17 protein-coding genes are annotated in these 16,461 nt (G+C 71.4%); 8 read left to right on the plus strand and 9 right to left on the minus strand.

The window, feature by feature from the left end; translation table 11 throughout:
* Positions 1-31: 31 nt before the first annotated feature.
* From OHT76_RS29830 to OHT76_RS29840, 3 genes are all read left to right on the plus strand, one after another.
* On the plus strand, positions 32-949 hold the full coding sequence (locus tag OHT76_RS29830) for a helix-turn-helix domain-containing protein (RefSeq protein ID WP_328873945.1): 918 nt from the start codon (positions 32-34) through the stop codon (positions 947-949).
* 47 nt (positions 950-996) lie between these two features.
* Complete coding sequence (locus OHT76_RS29835; RefSeq protein ID WP_328873946.1) at positions 997-1,209, plus strand: EF-hand domain-containing protein; 213 nt, start codon at positions 997-999, stop codon at positions 1,207-1,209.
* 73 nt (positions 1,210-1,282) lie between these two features.
* Positions 1,283-1,723, plus strand: a complete 441-nt coding sequence (locus OHT76_RS29840) for a hypothetical protein (RefSeq protein ID WP_328873947.1) — start codon at positions 1,283-1,285, stop codon at positions 1,721-1,723.
* Between the two features lies 1 nt (position 1,724).
* On the opposite strand, the gene OHT76_RS29845 is transcribed toward OHT76_RS29840, so the two are convergent.
* Positions 1,725-2,648, minus strand: a complete 924-nt coding sequence (locus OHT76_RS29845) for an AraC family transcriptional regulator (RefSeq protein WP_328873948.1) — start codon at positions 2,646-2,648, stop codon at positions 1,725-1,727.
* Positions 2,649-2,749: 101 nt separating this feature from the next.
* On the opposite strand from OHT76_RS29845, the gene OHT76_RS29850 reads away from it, so the two are divergent.
* Positions 2,750-3,751 carry a zinc-dependent alcohol dehydrogenase family protein gene (locus OHT76_RS29850; protein ID WP_328873949.1) on the plus strand — a complete coding sequence of 334 codons (1,002 nt, stop codon included), beginning with the start codon at positions 2,750-2,752 and terminating at the stop codon, positions 3,749-3,751.
* Positions 3,752-3,835: 84 nt separating this feature from the next.
* Positions 3,836-4,498, plus strand: a complete 663-nt coding sequence (locus OHT76_RS29855; RefSeq protein ID WP_328873950.1) for an NADPH-dependent F420 reductase — start codon at positions 3,836-3,838, stop codon at positions 4,496-4,498.
* A gap of 19 nt (positions 4,499-4,517) precedes the next feature.
* Here OHT76_RS29855 and OHT76_RS29860 read toward each other — a convergent pair whose 3' ends face one another.
* A complete protein-coding gene (locus OHT76_RS29860; RefSeq protein ID WP_328873951.1) occupies positions 4,518-5,075 on the minus strand; it encodes a glycoside hydrolase family 25 protein in 558 nt (185 codons plus the stop codon).
* A 48-nt stretch (positions 5,076-5,123) separates the two neighbouring features.
* On the opposite strand from OHT76_RS29860, the gene OHT76_RS29865 reads away from it, so the two are divergent.
* Genes OHT76_RS29865 through OHT76_RS29875 form a run of 3 tightly spaced genes read left to right on the plus strand, consistent with a single transcriptional unit; the run spans position 5,124 to position 9,017 of the window.
* The gene (locus OHT76_RS29865; protein ID WP_328876654.1) at positions 5,124-6,146 is read left to right on the plus strand and encodes a pyridoxal phosphate-dependent aminotransferase; all 1,023 of its coding nucleotides are present in this window, start codon (positions 5,124-5,126) and stop codon (positions 6,144-6,146) included.
* A 24-nt stretch (positions 6,147-6,170) separates the two neighbouring features.
* Positions 6,171-7,115, plus strand: coding sequence for a hypothetical protein (locus OHT76_RS29870; RefSeq protein WP_328873952.1), 945 nt, complete (start codon positions 6,171-6,173; stop codon positions 7,113-7,115).
* A complete protein-coding gene (locus tag OHT76_RS29875; protein ID WP_328873953.1) occupies positions 7,116-9,017 on the plus strand; it encodes a S9 family peptidase in 1,902 nt (633 codons plus the stop codon). It begins immediately after the preceding gene.
* On the opposite strand, the gene OHT76_RS29880 is transcribed toward OHT76_RS29875, so the two are convergent.
* From OHT76_RS29880 to OHT76_RS29910, 7 genes are read right to left on the minus strand one after another with little or no spacing between them, the layout of a single operon-like run.
* Positions 8,998-9,627, minus strand: coding sequence for a GAF domain-containing protein (locus OHT76_RS29880; protein ID WP_328873954.1), 630 nt, complete (start codon positions 9,625-9,627; stop codon positions 8,998-9,000). The two genes, OHT76_RS29875 and OHT76_RS29880, sit on opposite strands and share 20 nt — an antisense overlap.
* On the minus strand, positions 9,627-10,448 hold the full coding sequence (locus OHT76_RS29885) for a S8 family peptidase (protein WP_328873955.1): 822 nt from the start codon (positions 10,446-10,448) through the stop codon (positions 9,627-9,629). Before OHT76_RS29885 ends, OHT76_RS29880 begins: the two co-directional genes overlap by 1 nt.
* On the minus strand, positions 10,445-13,564 hold the full coding sequence (locus OHT76_RS29890) for an adenylate/guanylate cyclase domain-containing protein (protein WP_328873956.1): 3,120 nt from the start codon (positions 13,562-13,564) through the stop codon (positions 10,445-10,447). Before OHT76_RS29890 ends, OHT76_RS29885 begins: the two co-directional genes overlap by 4 nt.
* Positions 13,540-13,746 carry an aroma-sacti cluster domain-containing protein gene (locus tag OHT76_RS29895; RefSeq protein WP_328873957.1) on the minus strand — a complete coding sequence of 69 codons (207 nt, stop codon included), beginning with the start codon at positions 13,744-13,746 and terminating at the stop codon, positions 13,540-13,542. Before OHT76_RS29895 ends, OHT76_RS29890 begins: the two co-directional genes overlap by 25 nt.
* On the minus strand, positions 13,739-14,431 hold the full coding sequence (locus OHT76_RS29900) for an iron-containing redox enzyme family protein (RefSeq protein WP_328873958.1): 693 nt from the start codon (positions 14,429-14,431) through the stop codon (positions 13,739-13,741). The genes OHT76_RS29895 and OHT76_RS29900 overlap by 8 nt, the downstream gene beginning before the upstream one ends.
* A complete protein-coding gene (locus tag OHT76_RS29905; protein WP_328873959.1) occupies positions 14,421-15,356 on the minus strand; it encodes a hypothetical protein in 936 nt (311 codons plus the stop codon). Before OHT76_RS29905 ends, OHT76_RS29900 begins: the two co-directional genes overlap by 11 nt.
* On the minus strand, positions 15,340-16,386 hold the full coding sequence (locus tag OHT76_RS29910) for a radical SAM protein (protein WP_328873960.1): 1,047 nt from the start codon (positions 16,384-16,386) through the stop codon (positions 15,340-15,342). The genes OHT76_RS29905 and OHT76_RS29910 overlap by 17 nt, the downstream gene beginning before the upstream one ends.
* Positions 16,387-16,461: the final 75 nt, after the last annotated feature.

Raw genomic sequence — 16,461 nt, forward strand, 5'->3', positions numbered from 1 at the left:
TCCACCCACTGGAAGGCCCAGACTCCCAAACATGATCGACGACGGCACCGGACTTTTCACCATCGGCGAACTGGCCAGGGCGACCGGGCTGACGGTGCGCACCATCCGCTACTGGTCCGACGAGGGCGTGCTGACGCCGGTGACCCGCTCCTCGGGCGGCTACCGGCTCTACGACGCCGAGTCCGCCGCCCGCCTGGAGCTGATCCGGACCTTGCGGGAGCTGGGCCTCGGCCTGGGCGACGTACGGAAGGTGCTGGCCGGGGAGACGACCGTGGCGGAGGTCGCGGCGGCCCATGTGCGGGCGCTGGACGCGCAGATCCGGTCGCTCAAGGTGACCCGTGCGGTGCTGTCGTCCGTGGCGCGACGCGGTTCCACCGCGGAGGAGATGACGCTGATGAACAAGTTGGCACGGCTGTCGGCCGCCGAGCGGAGGCGGATCATGGAGGAGTTCGTGGAGGAGGTGTTCCACGGGCTCGACGGGGTGGACCCGGACATCAGCCACCGGATGCGGCACGTCACCGTGGACCTGCCGGACGACCCGAGTCCGCAGCAGGTGGACGCGTGGGTGGAGCTGGCGGAGCTGGTCCAGGACCCTGAATTCCGGGCGCGGATGCGGCAGATGGTGGAGTTCAACGCGCGCGACCGGGGGTCGGACACCCCGCCCGGCGCCTCGATGTGGTTCTTCAAGCGGTTGGTGGAGCTGGCCGGAGGGGCCCGCGACAGGGGTATCGCCCCCGATGCGCCGGAGGCGGAACCGGTCCTGGACGAGCTGCTCGGCCCGGACACGGACCGGGCTGCCGTACTCGACCGGCTGGAGGCCGGATTCCACGCGCAGGCCAATCGCTACCGTCAGTTGATCGCCCTCGTGAACGGCCGTGAGCCGGACATCGAGCACGCCGAGGAGTTCGCGTGGGTGGTCGCTGCGCTGCGATCGCGGGCGGACGGCTAATCTGACCTTCGCAATCACGGCAGTAAGCATGACGAAGGGGCGGATCGGTGGCGGACATCGACGAGGCACGCAAGCAGTTCGAGCGGATCGACACGGACGGTGACGGCTTCATCACCGCGGCCGAGTTCAAGAGCGCCCTCGCCCAGGGCGGCGACTGGAACGTCACCGAGGCCGTCGCGGAGGCGGTCATCAAGGACCGCGACCTCAACGGCGACAAGGTGCTGTCGTTCGACGAGTTCTGGTCGTACCTGAGCAAGTGACCCGTGTGGAAGGGGCGCCCGGCCACGGCGAAAATGCCTGGCGGGGCGCCCCTTCGGCGGTGAGGATCAGGCCATGGGATGCGACATTCACGGCAGGGTGGAGTGCCGCTCGGGCCACGGCGCCCGGGACTACGACGAGGACGACTGGGACTGCGCCATCGACCTCGAGCTGCTCTACCACGGCCGTAACTACGCCTCCTTCGGCTGTCTGTTCGGTGTGCGCAACGGCTGGGATTGCCCCCCGCTTGCCGCCGGCCGGGGCCTGCCCGAGGACGCGTCCACCCCGACCCGACGGGCCTTCGACGACCCGGACTGGCACAGCCCGTCCTGGATCGGCTGGGACGAACTGCAGCGCGCCGACTGGGATGTGAAGGCCTCCGGCGAGGATCCGCCCACGCGCCGCGAAGTGGTTCTGGAGGACGAGCGGTGGGCACCGGTGTGGGAGGTGATGCGCACCCTCGCCGGGCTCTACGGCGACGACCATGTGCGCCTCGTGGTGTGGTTCGACAACTGACTCATGCGGCCCGGCGCCGGTACTGACCCGGGGCCACTCCGTACTCCCGCTTGAAGGCCTTGGCGAAGGCGAACTCCGAGGTGTAGCCGGTGCGTTGGGCGATCTGGCGCAGCGGCGCGTCCTCCTCGCGCAGCAGCCGGCCCGCCGTCGTCATGCGCCACCAGGTCAGATACGTCAGCGGCGGCGCCCCGACCAGTGTGGTGAACCGGCGGGCGAAGGCCGCCCGGGACAGGCCGCCGTGGGCGCCGAGCTCCTCCACCGTCCAGGGGCGGGCCGGATCGTCGTGGAGGGCGTGCAGCGCCGTCGCGACGGCGGGGTCGGCGAGCGCGGCCGCCCACCCCGTGGGGTGCCCGTCGGTCCGTGCCTCCCCCTGCCACCAGGCCCGCAGGATGTACAGCAGCAGGGTGTCCAGCAGCGAGGTCACGATGGTGTCCGAGCCCGGCTGCGGCTCCGCCAGCTCCGCGCCCAGCAGCTCCACCGACGCCCGCAGCGAACGGTGCGTGCCGACACGGGCGGGCAGATGCACCACCTCCGGCAGCTCGGTCAGCAGCGGGTGGGCGCGGGAGCGGTCCAGGTGATAGGCGCCGCACAGCATGACCGTGGTCGGCGGGCCCGACCCCACCGGATCGGGCGGAAGTTCGGGCCAGGTGCCGTCGTCCTTGAGCCGTACCTCCTCCATCGGTACGTCCAGACCGCTGGCCACGCCGTGTCCGCAGCCGCTCGCCAGGAACACCACGTCCCCCGGCCCGAGTTCGACCGGTTCGCTCTCGGCGGGGATCAACCACGCCGACCCTCTGAGCAGCACATGGAACCCGGCGCCTGCCGAGGCCTCGAAGCGCATGCCCCAGGGCCCGTACATGTCGTTGCGCGAGGAGTGCGGTCGTCCGGTGCGCATGGCGGCGACCGCGTCGCTGAGGACATCCATGTCCGTACGATAGCCAGCCGGTCAAGAGGCGAGACGAACGGACATGAATGGAGGATCGACAGACATGGATCGTCTCCAGGCTCGCCCGTACCGTCGATTGCATGACATCGACCGCACGCACCGTGCTCTTTCATGACCTCGGCGGACCCGACGTGATGACGATCGAGGACGCGACCGTCCCCGAGCCCGGCCCCGGTGAAGTCGCCCTCCGTGTCGAGGCGCTGGGCCTCAACCGCGCCGACGCCCTCTTCCGCGCCGGGACTTACTACTACCAGCCCACGCTCCCCGCCTCCCGCCTCGGCTACGAGGCCTCCGCCGTCGTCGAGGCGGTCGGCGAGGGCGTCACCGAACTCGCCGTCGGCGACCCGGTGATGACCGGGCCCGGCATCGAGATGAGCGCCCAGGGCGTGTACGCGGAGCGCCTCGTCCTGCCCGAGTCGTCCGTCGTCCCTCGCCCCGCCTCCGTCGACGCGGTCACCGGGGCCGCGGCCTGGATGACGTACAGCACCGCCTACGGGGCCCTGCTGGAGACCGCCGGACTCAAGCCCGGCGACCATGTCCTCGTCACCGGCGCCTCCAGCGGCGTCGGCACCGCGGCCGTCCAGGTCGCCCGGCGGATCGGCGCGATTCCGATCGCCACCACGCGCACCGAGGCCAAGCGGAAGCAGCTGCTCGATGTGGGGGCGGCCGAGGTGATCGTCACCGGGGAGGCCGAAGGGGACGCGGTCGCCACGGAGGTCAAGCGGCTCACCGGCGGACAGGGCGTCGAGGTGATCTTCGACGGGATCGGCGGCCCGGGCTTCGGGGCGCTGACCAATGGGCTCGCGGCCGGCGGATCCGTCGTGCTCTACGGCTGGCTGGACGGGCGCCCCGCCGAGATCCCCTTCAACTGGCCCTTCACGATCCACACGTACGCCAACATGGCCCTCACCGACACCGGTGGCGGCCGCCGCCGCGCCATCGCCTTCGTCAACGCCGGTCTCGCCGACGGCGGCTTCCGGCCGGTCGTCGCGGAGGTCTTCGAGGGCCTCGACAGCATCCGGGACGCGCACCGGCTGATGGAGTCCAATCGGCACACGGGCAAGATCGTCGTACGGATCTGAGGGCGGCCGGAATACCCGCAACCACTCCGAGGTTGACGCACAACATCAGAAGAATGCATGTGCATATACCTCGGAAGGGCTGACATGAAGATCGGCATCATCGGCGCGGGTCACATCGGCGGCAACCTCACCCGGCGACTGACCGCCCTCGGCCACGAAGTCTCCGTCGCCAACTCACGCGGACCGCAGACGCTCACGGAGCTGGCGGCGGAGACCGGGGCGACCCCCGTGCCGGTGAAGGAGGCCGCGCGGGGCGCCGAGATCGTGGTGATCACCATTCCCCTCAAGGCCGTACCGGATCTGCCGACAGGGGTCCTGGACGGGGCGGCGGAGGGTGTCGCGGTCATCGACACCGGCAACTACTACCCGAAGCAGCGGGACGGCAGGATCGCCGGGATCGAGGACGAGGGCCTGACGGAGAGCCGCTGGACGGAACGGCAGATCGGGCACCCCGTCATCAAGGCCTTCAACGGCACCTACGCCCAGGACCTCCTCGACCGCCACCGCCCGGCCGGCGCCCCCGACCGCATCGCCCTCCCGGTGGCCGGCGACGACGAGCCGGCGAAGTCCAAGGTCCGTGCCCTGATCGAGGAACTCGGCTACGACACGGTCGACACGGGCGGCCTCGACGACTCCTGGCGCCAGCAGCCCGACACGCCCGTCTACGGTCTGCGGGCCGGGGTGGAGGGCGTGACGAAGGCGCTGGCGGAGGCGACCCCGGAGCGCAAGCCGGAGTGGCGGGCCTGAGCCCGCCCGATCCTCGCCCTCATGCGTTCTTGGCCCACTCTCGCAGCGCGGCCTTGCTCTCGAAGTCGGCGACGTTCTTGTCCAGCGGATCGTCCGTGTACTGGTGGAAACGCCACTTCGCCTTGATGCGGGGCTTGCCCGCGGTGACATAGTCGGCGATCCACAGGCCGTCGCCCGCGTAGGAGGTCGTATCGATGGTCAGCCAAAAGTGCCGGTTGGCGTAGAGCACGACGGGATTGTTCGGCCGTAGCTCCTTCACCTTGCGGATGAACAGGTCCTTTTCCGCGTTGGTCGCGTGGGTGCCGTTGCTTGTCGTCTCCCAGTCGACGGCGAGGATGTCGCCCGCTTTTTCCGGGGCGTGCTTCACGAAGTACTGGGCCTGGGCTGTGAGGTTGCCCGGCCAGAGGAAGTGGTAGAAGCCGACCACCAGGCCCGCCTCGCGGGCTCGCTTCGTCTGGGCGGAGAGTTTGGGGTTGACGTACGAGCGGCCCTCGGTTGCCTTGATGAAGACGAAGGAGAGGCCGTCGGTGTCGTAGGCGGAGGACTGGTAGGCGCTCACGTCTATGCCGCGCAGCATGTGGGGGTGCTCCCTGAGATGTCAGTGGGGGACGGGGGGTTGGAGTCGGTGTATACCCAACAGGGCATCGTCGATGTCATCGATCTCGGCGGGGCGTGGCCCAGGTGGCCGGCGGGGGCCCTGAAGGTGTGGCAGGAGGCCCATGCGCGGGCCGCGGCGGTGGCCGACCCGTCGTGCTGGGCGCCTGCTGAAGGGGATCCGGTGCTCCGGGAGCAGCTCGCCCGAGTGACGGGGGCGAGGGCTGACCAGTTGGTCGTCACTTCCGGGGTGCGGGCGGCGGCACCTGCGCTGGTGCGCGGGTGTTCTCACGTCGTCGTCGAGCGGCCCACGTTTCTCGGAGTGCCCGACACCCTCGCCGCGCACGGGGTCCCCGTACGGTTCCTGCCCTGGGACCGCGTGCGCGAGGTGCCCGGCGGAGCCGCCCTCTGGGTGACCACGCCCTGCCGCAATCCCGATGGCCGGCAGCCCGACGCCGCTTTTCTGGCAGACCTGCGCGCGGCCGTGCGGCGGGGCGTCCGCGTGATCTGCAATACCGCCTACACCTGGTACGCAGGACGCGTCGAACTGCCGCCGGGAGTGATTCGGGTGGGGACCCTGCACAAGATCGCAGGACCGGGGGCCGGTGTCGGCTGGGTGGTGCGGGAGGATCCCGGCAGCGTCGGACCGCACAGCGCCATGCCTGCCCCGCCGGCCTACTGGCAGCGGGTGTGGGGGTACTTCCTGGAGGCCGGGGGACTGGCTCTGCTGCGCGCTCCGCACGAGGAGATCGAGGCCGTCCGAGCGGCGTTTCTCGGGCGAGTCGGCACGGCGGATGCCGGGTGGGGACCGCATGTTCTGCTCCGTGTGCCGGCAGCGGAGGAGGACGCGGTGTCCGCGCTGGCGGAGGTCGGCGTGATCGTCGGACCTGGTAGTGCCTTCGGGGCCGAGGCGCCATCGGTCCGGGCCTGTCTGATCGGCTCGACGGTCGAATCCGCACGGCTGGCCGGTGAGCGGATCCGCGCCGTGTTCCCGGACCTCCCCGACACGCCGCCCGGCCCACCCGCCCCCGACCCAGGGGGTGTTGACATGTGACAGGCGACGCATTAAGCACGTGCTGTGTCGTCGACGACAGAACCGGACACCGGTTTCAGCCGATTAAATCCGCCCGTCGGGGTCCTGTTCCGTATCGCCCCCGCCATGGTGACCGCCCCGACAGGAGAACCCACCTGGCATCCCCCGGCCGACCTTGTGCAGGCCGTGGCCGAGCGCCTCAACCCGGCCACGGCAGCACCGGGCCTGGCACTGATCCATGGAGCGGTTCCCGCCTTCCGGGCCGCCGGGCTGTCCTGGACCACAGCCGTGGAGTGGACCAGGCGACTGCGCCGGGAACTCTGCGAGCAGGTCTTCGAGTTGCTGTGCGAGCATCACCCCGGCCAACTCAACCCCCTGAAGCTCGACTTGAGCCCCATCGAGTTCCTGCTCGACGGCTACGGCGTCAACGTGAACTTCATGGGCTACGGCCTCGATTTCCGCGCGAATCAGCAGGCGCATTTCGACATCGTCGAGCCGCTCGGCTCCAATCTGTACGGCCCCAATGTCAATGTCCGCGGCGGCTGGCCCGTGTTCTGCGACGGACGCGCCTACTGCCGGGACCACGGCCTCGACATCAGGGACATCCTCGACAAGGTGCCCGCCAGTCGGAACCTCACCTTCCAACTGCCGCACTACCGGACCCTGATGGAGGACTACGCGGTCGCCTATCAGTTGGACATGGCCGAGGACACGCCCTTCACCGTGTTCGTCAACCGGGTCGAGGAGGTCGGCCTGTTGCACGGGGCCACCGAGGTCGAACCCATCGATGCCGACGCCGATGTCGAGCGGCCCATCTGGCACTACGCCTGGGACAACGTCACTTCGGAAGCGGCCGACGGCTGGTACGAGGCACTGGGCCAGCGCAATCTCCGTTCGCCGGGGGAGCCCCACCGGCTCAAGCCGCTCATCCCCGACACCGTGACCCTGCGCCGGGGGCCGCTGATCATTCCCGTACAGGAAGGGCCTTGAGTGGCTGACTCCCCGTTCCGTGAGGTGGCGCATGAGTGGCTGAGCCTCGGACTGCCGCCGCAGCCGGGTGTGGTCACCGAGGTGGCGCTGTCGGCGGACGGCTCGCTGGTGGCCGCCTCTGTGCTCACTCCCGATCCGGCCGCGGACCAGGACCGGATCTCCACCTGGATCCGCCCGACGGACGAAGCCGGCACCTGGACCGGGCTGCACACCGGCTGTACCGCACTGAGCTTCTCCCCCGGCCCGGACAGGCCCCGGCTACTGGGCCTCGCCGCTGCCGACCAGGGCAAGCTCTGTGTGGTGATCGACCCAGAGACGGATACGGTCCTCCGCGCCACGGCGCCCATGCTCTCCGGTGGCAAGCCGGTATGGCGGCCGGACGGAGAAGAGTTCGCCTGGTCGTGTGCGGCGCTCCCCGAGGCGCCGCCCACGCTGCACCGGAGCCGGCGGCTCGGGTTCGACCGCGACGGTCGCGGCTGGCTCGCGGACGATGTGCGCCGGGTGCATGTCTTCGCCCTCGGTGACGACAAGCCCGTGATCGTCGAATCCGCCACGGACTGCCGTGAGCTGTCCTGGAGCGCGGAGGGCCTGCTCTACGTCGCCGACCGGCACGACGACCGCTACCGTGACCTGGGCGCACAGCTGTTCCGGTTCGACCCCGACACCGGCCACGAGGTCGCCCTCACGGAGCCCGACCTGGTGCCCGCCGCCTCGACGCGGCTGCCGGACGGCACGGTGGCGTTCGTGGCGCTCACCGAGGCTGCGGGATGCGGCAGCGTGGGCGCCGTCCACACCACCGAGGGCCGGCTGACCGACCCCGCCAGCGTCGATGTCGCCCATCCGCTCACCTCCCGGGTGCACGGGCTGTCCGTGGTGGGGGAGCTGCTGCTCACCGCCCAACTCGCCCGCGGCGCCGTGCCGTTGCTGCTGCTCGACCCCGCACGACCGGGCAGGCAGCGGCGGCTGCTCGACGGTCCGTGCGAGGTGGACGCGTACGACGCCGGCCACGGCGGGATCGTGGCGCTCGTGCGCCAGGGGGCATCGACGGAGGACGTGTTCTTCCTGCCGAGGGCCGCGCTGCCCGAGCCCGTCGAGCCGGCGCTCCCGGTGCGGGAGCCGGTCTCCCTGGGGGAGCGGGGCGGCGTCCGGCCGCTCACCGTCAATGGGGTCGACGCCTGGCTGGTGCCCCCTGCGGACGGTTCGGCATCGCCCGCTCCGCTGGTGGTCTGGCTGCACGGGGGCCCCGGCGCCCAGGCCGGCTGGGTGATCCCACCCGATGTACAGCGCCTGGCCGCCCGCGGCTACGCCGGTCTCTATCTGAACCCGCGCGGTTCCGCGGGGCGTGGCGCGGAGTTCACCGCGTCACTGCTCGGCGCCCCCGGTGTGCTCGATCTGGAGGACGTACGCGCCGTGCTCGACGCGGTGGTGGCGATGCCCGGGATCGACGGTGACCGGGTCGGGGTGCACGGAGTGTCGTACGGCGGCTATCTGGCCGCCCTGCTGTGGAGCGCGACCCCGCTGATCAAGGCTGCCGTGGTGGAGCGTGCCATCATCGGCTGGGACTTCCACCGCACCGGCAGCGACCTGGGCATCCAGGTCACCGACGGGTACTGGAAGGGCGGCCCGGGTCCGGGCGAGCGGCCCGATCCGCTGACCGTACCGCTGGACAACGACTCTCCCGTGCTGGTCCTGGCCGCGGAGCGCGACCTGCGGTGTCCGCCCGCCGAGTCACGGCTGCTGTTCGCCCGGCTGGTGGAGGCGGGGGTGCCCGCGGAGTTCGCGGTGCTGGCCCGGTGCGGGCACGGCGTGGGCGCCGCACCACCGACCGTCAGGCAGGCCCGCGCGGCGGCGCTCCTGGACTGGTGGCAGTCCCACCTGCCGGTTAGGTCATCAACTCCCTGATCAGCCCGAGCAGCCGCAGCGCGGTCTCCCGCTTCGGGCCGCTGAGGCTGCTGAACTCCTGGGTCAGCGCCAGGAGTTCGCGTAACTCGGAGTTCTCGGCGACGGCCGTCCCGAGGGTGCGGTCCCGCTCGACGAGCTGCATCGCGATCGTCGCCTGGCCGGCGAACGGCGCGATGAACTCCAGCGAGCGGATACCGCGCCGCCCGTCCAGATCGGCGTCGAGCACCTCCAGCACCCCGACCGGCATGTCGTCCTTGATCAGGGGAAAGGCGACGATCGAGTGCGGTACGTAGCCGGTGGATTCGGCGACGTCCTTGGCGAAGGAGGGCTCCGTGGACACGTCGTCCACCACGACCGACTGCCGGGACAGCAGCGTCCAGCCCGCGATCCCCCGGTCCGAGGGATACCGGCGGCCGACCAGCGTGGGATGCCCCTGACCCGCGACCGCTTCGAACACGAACTCCCGGCTGGCGGTGTCGAGTCGCTGAATCGAGCACGCCTGCGCGTCACAGACCGACCGGGTCGTCTCGGCGATCGACTGGAGGAGCAACTGGTGCGCCTGCCCGGCGCCGGTCCGGTCGAGCAGCCGGGCGAGGTCTGGTCCCTCCATCAGGTTCCCTCCGTGACATGGCCCGCGATCAGGTGAAGGAGCGTCTTTACTTGGTACGGAGTCAGGCCGCGATGTGCGCCCAGGATGCGTGCGCACATGCCGCTGACGTGCGGGGTGGCGAAGCTGTTTCCGCTGCACACCATGTGGCCGCCGTTCAGCCAGCCGACGGGAACCTGGTCCCCGCGGGCGAAGAACTCGACCGGTGGCGCCGGGTTGTGCACCAGGAGTTCGGGATCGGGACTGCGGTGACTGCCGACCGAGATCACGGAGGCGAACCGCCACGGGAAGCTCTCGATCGGGATGTTGTGCGCGGACGCGACGATGACATTGCGGCGGAAGTAGGCGACGTCGGCCAAGTGGTAGAGCTCGCGGGCCACTTCCGGTTTGGTGGTGGACAGACTCATGTTGATGACGTCGAAGTTCTGCGCGAGTGCCCAGCGCAATCCGGCGAGCAGTGCCTCTCCGCTGCCGAAGTAGCCGAGGCCGAGCACCCGGACACTGAAGATCTCGCAGGCGGGGGCGAGGGAGCGGATGATGCTCGCGCAGGCGGTGCCGTGGCCGCACACATCGCCCTCGGTGTCCTCCACCACGGTCAGTTCTCCGTCCGGGCCCTCCTGCACCGCGTAGGCCCCTTGGACCGGGCCGACCCGCGGATGCCCCTGTTCGACCCCGCTGTCGAGGATGCAGACCCGCGCACCGGCCCCCCGGCCGTCGCCCCAGGCCCATTCCCTGGTGACGGGGTGCGGCCAGGTGACCGGCTCGCGCGCGGCTGCCGCGGGGCCGTCGCCGAGCCGCCAGGACAGGGTGAGTTCGGCGGTCATCGGCCGTCCTCCCGGATGATCGGGCTCCCGGTGCGGCTGCCGCTTGTCTGCCGGAGCATCTGCTCGGCCTCGGCCATGCCCGCCAGGTGCTCCTTGGCGCGGTACCGGGCATGAGCTCGCTCCGCCGCCCGATATGCCTCCTCTTGCCTGCCCAGCGCGTGCAGCACATGGGCCTGGTCCAGCAGCGCGACGGCCTGGATCTCGGGCGAGTCGGTCGCCGCCGCGAGTTGCAGCGCCGTCCGCACGCAGTCCTCGGCCTCCTTGGTGCGTCCGGCGGCGAGTTCGGCCCGCGCCCGGGCGCCGAAGAAGCCCGCCGGGAAGTCGCCCTCGTCGTCCCTCCACTCCGGCCGTGAACGCAGTACGTCGACCGCCTCGTCGGGCCGGCCGAGCCGCAGCAGCACCCGGATCAGGTCACCGGCCGCCGCCGCGTGCTGGGCGCCGCCGAAGGGGCTCAGGGCCTCGCACACCTCGCGCAGCCGCTGCTCCGCGGCGGGGAGCTCACCGGCGAAGGAGTGCACCATCGCCATGAACACGGAGATCGAGATCCGGGCGAACTCATGGGAGAACTCGCCCACCATGTGCTCCGCTTCGGCGAGCAGCTCACTGGCCCGCGCCGACTGCGACCGGCCGGCCAGCAGTACCGCAAGCGGGCACATGGCCGCCACCCGCACCAGACGGCAGGAGGCGGGCACCCCGGACAGCAACTTCTCGCACTCCTCGACAGCCTGTGTGGCGGGCGTGGGTCCGCGCCACAGCGAGAAGGCGAGCCCGCCTATGCTCTGGGCGTCGTGCAACTCGTCCGCCACGGCGGCGCCGTCCGGGCGGCCGCGCTCGAAGGCCTCGACAGCCTGCCGATAGCGGCCGTCCGCGAGATGGACCTGCCCGATCAGCGAGGACGCCTTGCCGAGCCCCCGTGCGTCCGCGGCCTGGGTGAACACGGTCACCGCCTCGGACGCCGCCCGCAGCAGATCCTCGGGCGTCGCCTGCGCGGCGGGCAACTGCACCAGACCCAGCCGGGCATGAGCCAGCGCGGCCCGGTCGCCGCGTTCCTCGGCCAGCGCGGCGGCCTGCTGGAGCGCGGTGCGGGCCTCCCCGAGCCGGGTGGTGGCGACGAGCACGGTGCCCAGTTGGGTGAGCATGGCGCTGCGGGCCGGATCGTCCTCGGGTGCCGCGTCCAGGGCGCGGCCCAACAGATCCGCGGCGGTGTGCAGATCGCCGTGGCTGAGCTGCCGCGACGCCGCGGTGCGCAGGGCGGCCGCCGTACGGGATCGCAGTCCTTCGGCGTCCTCGGTCCTGCCCAGCTCCCGGTAGTAGGCCAGGGCGCGTTCCAGGTGATCGCCGGACTCGTAGGCCGCGTCCCCGTCGAACTCGGTGAGCAGTTCGGCGACCCGCTCGTGCATCTGCGCCCGGATCCGCTTCGGGATGGACTCGTAGGCGACCTCGCGGATCTGCAGATTGCGGAAGCGGTAGGTGTGCAGGCCGACGGCGTCGAGGAGTTGGCGGTGAGCGAGCCGGTCCAGTTCGGGTTGGAGCGCGGTGGCATCCAGCAGACCCTCCAGAAGGCCCTCCAGCAAGCCTGTCGAGCACTCCATGCCGTGTACGGCCGCCCACTGCAGGATGGCGCCGTCCACTGCGTCGAGCCGCTGGAGGCGCGCGTCTATCAGCGCGCGGATGGTCAGCGGCAGCGCGTCGATGCCGGATCCGTCACGGACCGCGCTCACCAACTGCTCGATGTACAGGGGGTTGCCGCCGGAGCGGGCGGCGATGCCGCGTACGGTCTCCTCCGCGTCCTGATCGTGGAGCGTCACCTCGAACTGGTCCCGGGCCAGCTGCCGGGCGGCCTCCAGGTGCAGCGGAGCCAGCACGGTGGAGGCCGCCGACAGCTTGCCGCCGGACCAGTCCGGGCGGCTGTCCAGCAGGTCGAGCCGGGCCAGACAGAGCAGCAGGACCGGGATGTCACGCCCCGAGTCGGCCAGCCGGCCGAGGACATCGAGCAGCAGCGGCTGTGCCCACTGCACATCGTCGAGGACCACGACCAGGGGGCCCTGGACCGCCACGGCCGCGAGGAGCCGGCGGGCCACCCACAGCACATCGTCCGGGGTGTGCTCGACCGCTCCCGCCCAGAGCGCCTCGGCCGCGGCCCGCAGCTCCTCATCGACCTGGTCGAAGCGGGCGAGTTCGGCCAGTACGCCGAAGAGCGGGCCGAGGGAAGCGCCGCGGCCGAACGGAGGGCACCGTCCGGAGCACACCTGGGCCCGGCTCCCGGCCCAGCCCAGGAACTCCTGTGCCAGGCGCGACTTGCCGATGCCGGGGACGCCGTAGACGGTGACGATCGCGGTCATGCCGCTGTCGCGTACGTGGGCGAAGCTGTTGCGCAGGAAGCGCAGGTCCGGTTCCCGTGCCACCAGCGGTGCGGTCATCCGGCGCTCGATCCCGCCGGCCTCGGGGTCGACGTCGCGCACGAGCCAGGCCGGGACCGGCGCGCTCTTCCCCTTCAGCCGTAGCTGAGCCAGGGACTCCAGGCGCACGGCCCCGCTCACCAGGGCGCGGGTCGCGGCGCCGACGACGATCTGCCCCGGTCCGGCCGCCTGCTGGAAGCGGGCGGCGACATTCACCATCTCCCCGGTCACTCGCACGTTCGAGCCGTAACCGGAGGCCATCACCTCTCCGGTGTTCACGCCGAGCCGCACCGCGAGCCGTTCGCCCAGCCGCCCGCTCAGTTCGCGGTCGAGCTGCTCGGCCTCCCGACGCATGGCGACCGCCGCGCGTACCGCCTGGAGGGCGTCGTCCTCGTGCAGTTCGGGCACCCCGAACACCCCGACGACCGCGTCCCCGATGAACTTCTCCACCGTCCCGCCGTGCTGCTCCAGGGCGCGCCGCATCCGCTCGTAGTAGCGCCCGACCAGGGCACGCAGCGGCTCGGGGTCCATTCGTTCGCTGAGGGCCGTCGAGCCGACCAGATCACAGAACACCACGGAGACGACCCGCCTGGTCTCGTACGGGTCGTCCTCGGCGACCGGCTCTCCGCAGTACGGGCAGTACCGGGCCTCGGCCAGGCCGGGCCGCCCGCACGCTGCGCAGTCCGCGACGGTTACCAGACCACACCTCCGGCCCACTCGGAGTGCGCCATCACGTCGGGAGTCGCCTCGTCCAGCCGCTGCCGCAGCGCGATGAGCAGCTCGATCTCCTCGTCCGTGAGCGAGGCCAGTACCTCTCGCTGCGGATCCACCATGTGGTCCACCGGGATGCCCGCCCTGCGCAGCCGGTCGAGCGGGTCCTGGCCCTGGTGTTCACTCATGCGTGCCTGTCCTCTCCTGCGACATGTCGAGCGTTGCGAGACGGTCCACGGAGGTGACGAGCAGCTGCACCGCGTGCAGGGCCGCGATCCCGACGAGCGAGCGGCACCGGTCGTCGAGCGGCAACGAGTCGAGCAGCTCGGCGAGTTCCTTGCGATGGTGGCGGTCGAGTTCGGTGTGCGCGGCCAGGGTGCGGAAGCAGGCGGGGGGAAGCCCGGTGGCGTGCCGGATGCGTTCGAGCACGGCCGGCGGGGGAGGGTAGCCCTCCAGCACCGCCATATGGCCGACGAGCGCCACGGGGTGGCTGTGCCGCACCCAGTAGTACTGGGCCCCCACCAGGGCGGCGATCTCCGGGCGAGGGACCCGTCGCAGCAGCGCGGAGGGATCGCCTCCGGCCGCGGTGAAGTCGTCGAGGAGGGCGGCGTCATGGCCGCGCTCCTCCTCGATCTGCGCCAGGTAGTAGGAGACGAGCCGGGCGGCCACCCCGTCCGTCGCGGGCCGCGCCCGGCACTCGGCGACGGCGAACTCCAGCAGGGGTACGGTGGCCCGCGTCGCCATGTGACAGACGGCGAGGTACTCCCTGAAGCGGTCCGCGTCGGGCCGGTCCCAGGCCCGTCGCGAGGCGCTCTCCAGTGCGGGCACGGCGTGGTCCAGTTTCAGCTGCAGAAGGCTGCTCTCAGACGTCATGAGCACCCTCTCTCAGGCCGCGGAGCGCCTTCGTGAAGGCGGGGGAGCCGGTGCCGTGCTCGAGCACCCGCCAGCACTGCGCGCAGATGCCGTCCGGTCCTGCCCCGGGCCGCAGGGCGGCGGGCCCGGTGGCGCCGACGGCCCACAGCAGCGGATCGTCGTCGAGGCTGTCCAGGGCGGAGTGCAACTCCTCGGCCGTGGCCGCCTTGCGGCGCAGCCGGTCCGGCCCGCCCCCCATGATCACCGTCTCGTTGCAGCAGGCGGTCACCGTCCCGTCGTACCGGACCACCGGCGTGCCCACCAAGGCGCACCGCTCACCGGAGGAGGCGCGCGCCGGCTGATACCAGTCGGCCCCTCGGCCGTGCGCCAGTCCGGGCTGTCGCACGATCTCCGCCCAGTCGGCCCAGCCCCGCCCGAAGGCACGGTGCAGCAGCTCAGCGGCCTGGTCGGCGTCCTCTTCGATGCTCTGGACGACCAGCCAGGCCCCGCAGGCGCGGATCAGCCGGGCGGCGGCGAGCCAGACCTGGTCCGGGACCCGTGCGCGGTGGTGGCGGTCGGTGCTGAGTACGACGGTCTCGGTGCGCCGCAGCACGGGCTCTGCCCACTGCGCCGCCCCGAAGAAACCGCTGGTGTGGAGCACGAGTTGTTTGCCCGCGGCGCTGAGTTCCCGCACCGCATGGCTGAGTCCTCGCCGTTCCGCGAACGGGTCGCCGCCGGAGATGGCTACCACCAGGATCCTGCGGTGCGCGGCGAGCCCCGCGACCAGGGACGTGAAGCGGGGCCAGTCGCTGATGCCCGGTCCGGAGCGCAGCGAACCGACCGAACAGTGGGCGCATTCGACAGGGCAGCGATCGGTCAGGAACAGCAGCGCCGAACTGCCCCGGTCGGCCCTGATCCGGGCGATGTCGCTACTGGTCAGGGCCATGGGCGGGTTCGCCTCCCACAACCAGCTCGGCATACTCGGGGACGCCGTACCGGCGGGCGAAGGCCGCGGCGCCGCCCTGACGCACCGACGCGGCGACGACCGACTGGGCGATGGTGCCGAACGGCGCGTCCAGTTCGGCGGCGGCCTTCGAGTTCTCCGCGGGCAGGCGCCGGCAGGTGGCGCAGTGACCGGACTCGGGGTCCACCGCCCAGCGGGCCGCCAGATAGCCGGGGCCGAAGGTGCGCAGCGCACGCAGCATGGGGCGGGCGAGGGTGCGTCGGCGTATCTCGGGCCAGTCGTCGGTGTCGATGTGGCCCAGTCGCAGATGCGGTGCGGGCGCTCCGGCCACGACCTGCTCGTTGCAACAGGCGGTCACGGCCCCCGAGGCGGTGACCACCGGCCACGCCGCCAGGGCGCACGGTGTCACGGAGCTGTCGGTCGGTGGCGCCGCACGGTGTCGGCGGTCCGCCGCCCGGCCCGCGGCGATGAGGGGCGTGACGAGCACGGGCACCCGGTCGCCGTAGCGGTCCCGCAGCAGGGCTGTCAGCTCTTCGGCCTGCCCGTCCACGGTCTGCACGCTCACCGCGGTTCCTTCGGACAGCAGCTCGTCGAGCAGGGCGAGGACCGCGGTCCTGGGCACCTCGGGCTCATGGAAGGGGTCCATGCTCACGGCGAAGTGGTCAACCGCCTTGATGGCGGTGCGAATCGCGGCCGGTATCCGCGGCCGGGTGGCGAAGTACGCGCCGGACAGGACGTAGCTGCGGGCACCCGCGGCCTTGGCGAGACCGGCGATTTCGGCCACCAGCCGCGGCCTGAGCAGGGGTTCGCCACCGGACATGAGCACGATGCTCGGGGGCCGGCGGGCGAGCGTCCCGGCGAAACGCAGCAGCCGGTCGGCCGGCGGTTCCGGCGATGCCATCGAGGAATTGGTGAAACAGTGTGCGCACTTCAGCGGACAGCGGCGAGTCACCTCGAGGCACACACCTGCCGCCGGTATTGCCCGGAGTCTGAGCACCTCGGCCAGATGCATGCGACTGCGCCTCCCCCGTTCTATTCCGAACAGGGAGTTTTGCGCATCCCGACGAGCTGGTAAACCTGTTCATCG

It is taken from the genome of Streptomyces sp. NBC_00287, assembly GCF_036173105.1.
GTDB lineage: Bacteria > Actinomycetota > Actinomycetes > Streptomycetales > Streptomycetaceae > Streptomyces.

Coding starts and splice junctions, on each gene's coding strand:
- OHT76_RS29885 (WP_328873955.1), bottom strand. CDS start 10,448: ATGACCGCCGAACTCACCCTGTCCTGGCGGCTCGGCGACGGCCCCGCG.
- OHT76_RS29910 (WP_328873960.1), bottom strand. CDS start 16,386: ATGCATCTGGCCGAGGTGCTCAGACTCCGGGCAATACCGGCGGCAGGT.
- OHT76_RS29845 (WP_328873948.1), bottom strand. CDS start 2,648: ATGGATGTCCTCAGCGACGCGGTCGCCGCCATGCGCACCGGACGACCG.
- OHT76_RS29900 (WP_328873958.1), bottom strand. CDS start 14,431: ATGACGTCTGAGAGCAGCCTTCTGCAGCTGAAACTGGACCACGCCGTG.
- OHT76_RS29860 (WP_328873951.1), bottom strand. CDS start 5,075: ATGCTGCGCGGCATAGACGTGAGCGCCTACCAGTCCTCCGCCTACGAC.
- OHT76_RS29855 (WP_328873950.1), top strand. CDS start 3,836: ATGAAGATCGGCATCATCGGCGCGGGTCACATCGGCGGCAACCTCACC.
- OHT76_RS29850 (WP_328873949.1), top strand. CDS start 2,750: ATGACATCGACCGCACGCACCGTGCTCTTTCATGACCTCGGCGGACCC.
- OHT76_RS29830 (WP_328873945.1), top strand. CDS start 32: ATGATCGACGACGGCACCGGACTTTTCACCATCGGCGAACTGGCCAGG.
- OHT76_RS29840 (WP_328873947.1), top strand. CDS start 1,283: ATGGGATGCGACATTCACGGCAGGGTGGAGTGCCGCTCGGGCCACGGC.
- OHT76_RS29880 (WP_328873954.1), bottom strand. CDS start 9,627: ATGGAGGGACCAGACCTCGCCCGGCTGCTCGACCGGACCGGCGCCGGG.
- OHT76_RS29905 (WP_328873959.1), bottom strand. CDS start 15,356: ATGGCCCTGACCAGTAGCGACATCGCCCGGATCAGGGCCGACCGGGGC.
- OHT76_RS29895 (WP_328873957.1), bottom strand. CDS start 13,746: ATGAGTGAACACCAGGGCCAGGACCCGCTCGACCGGCTGCGCAGGGCG.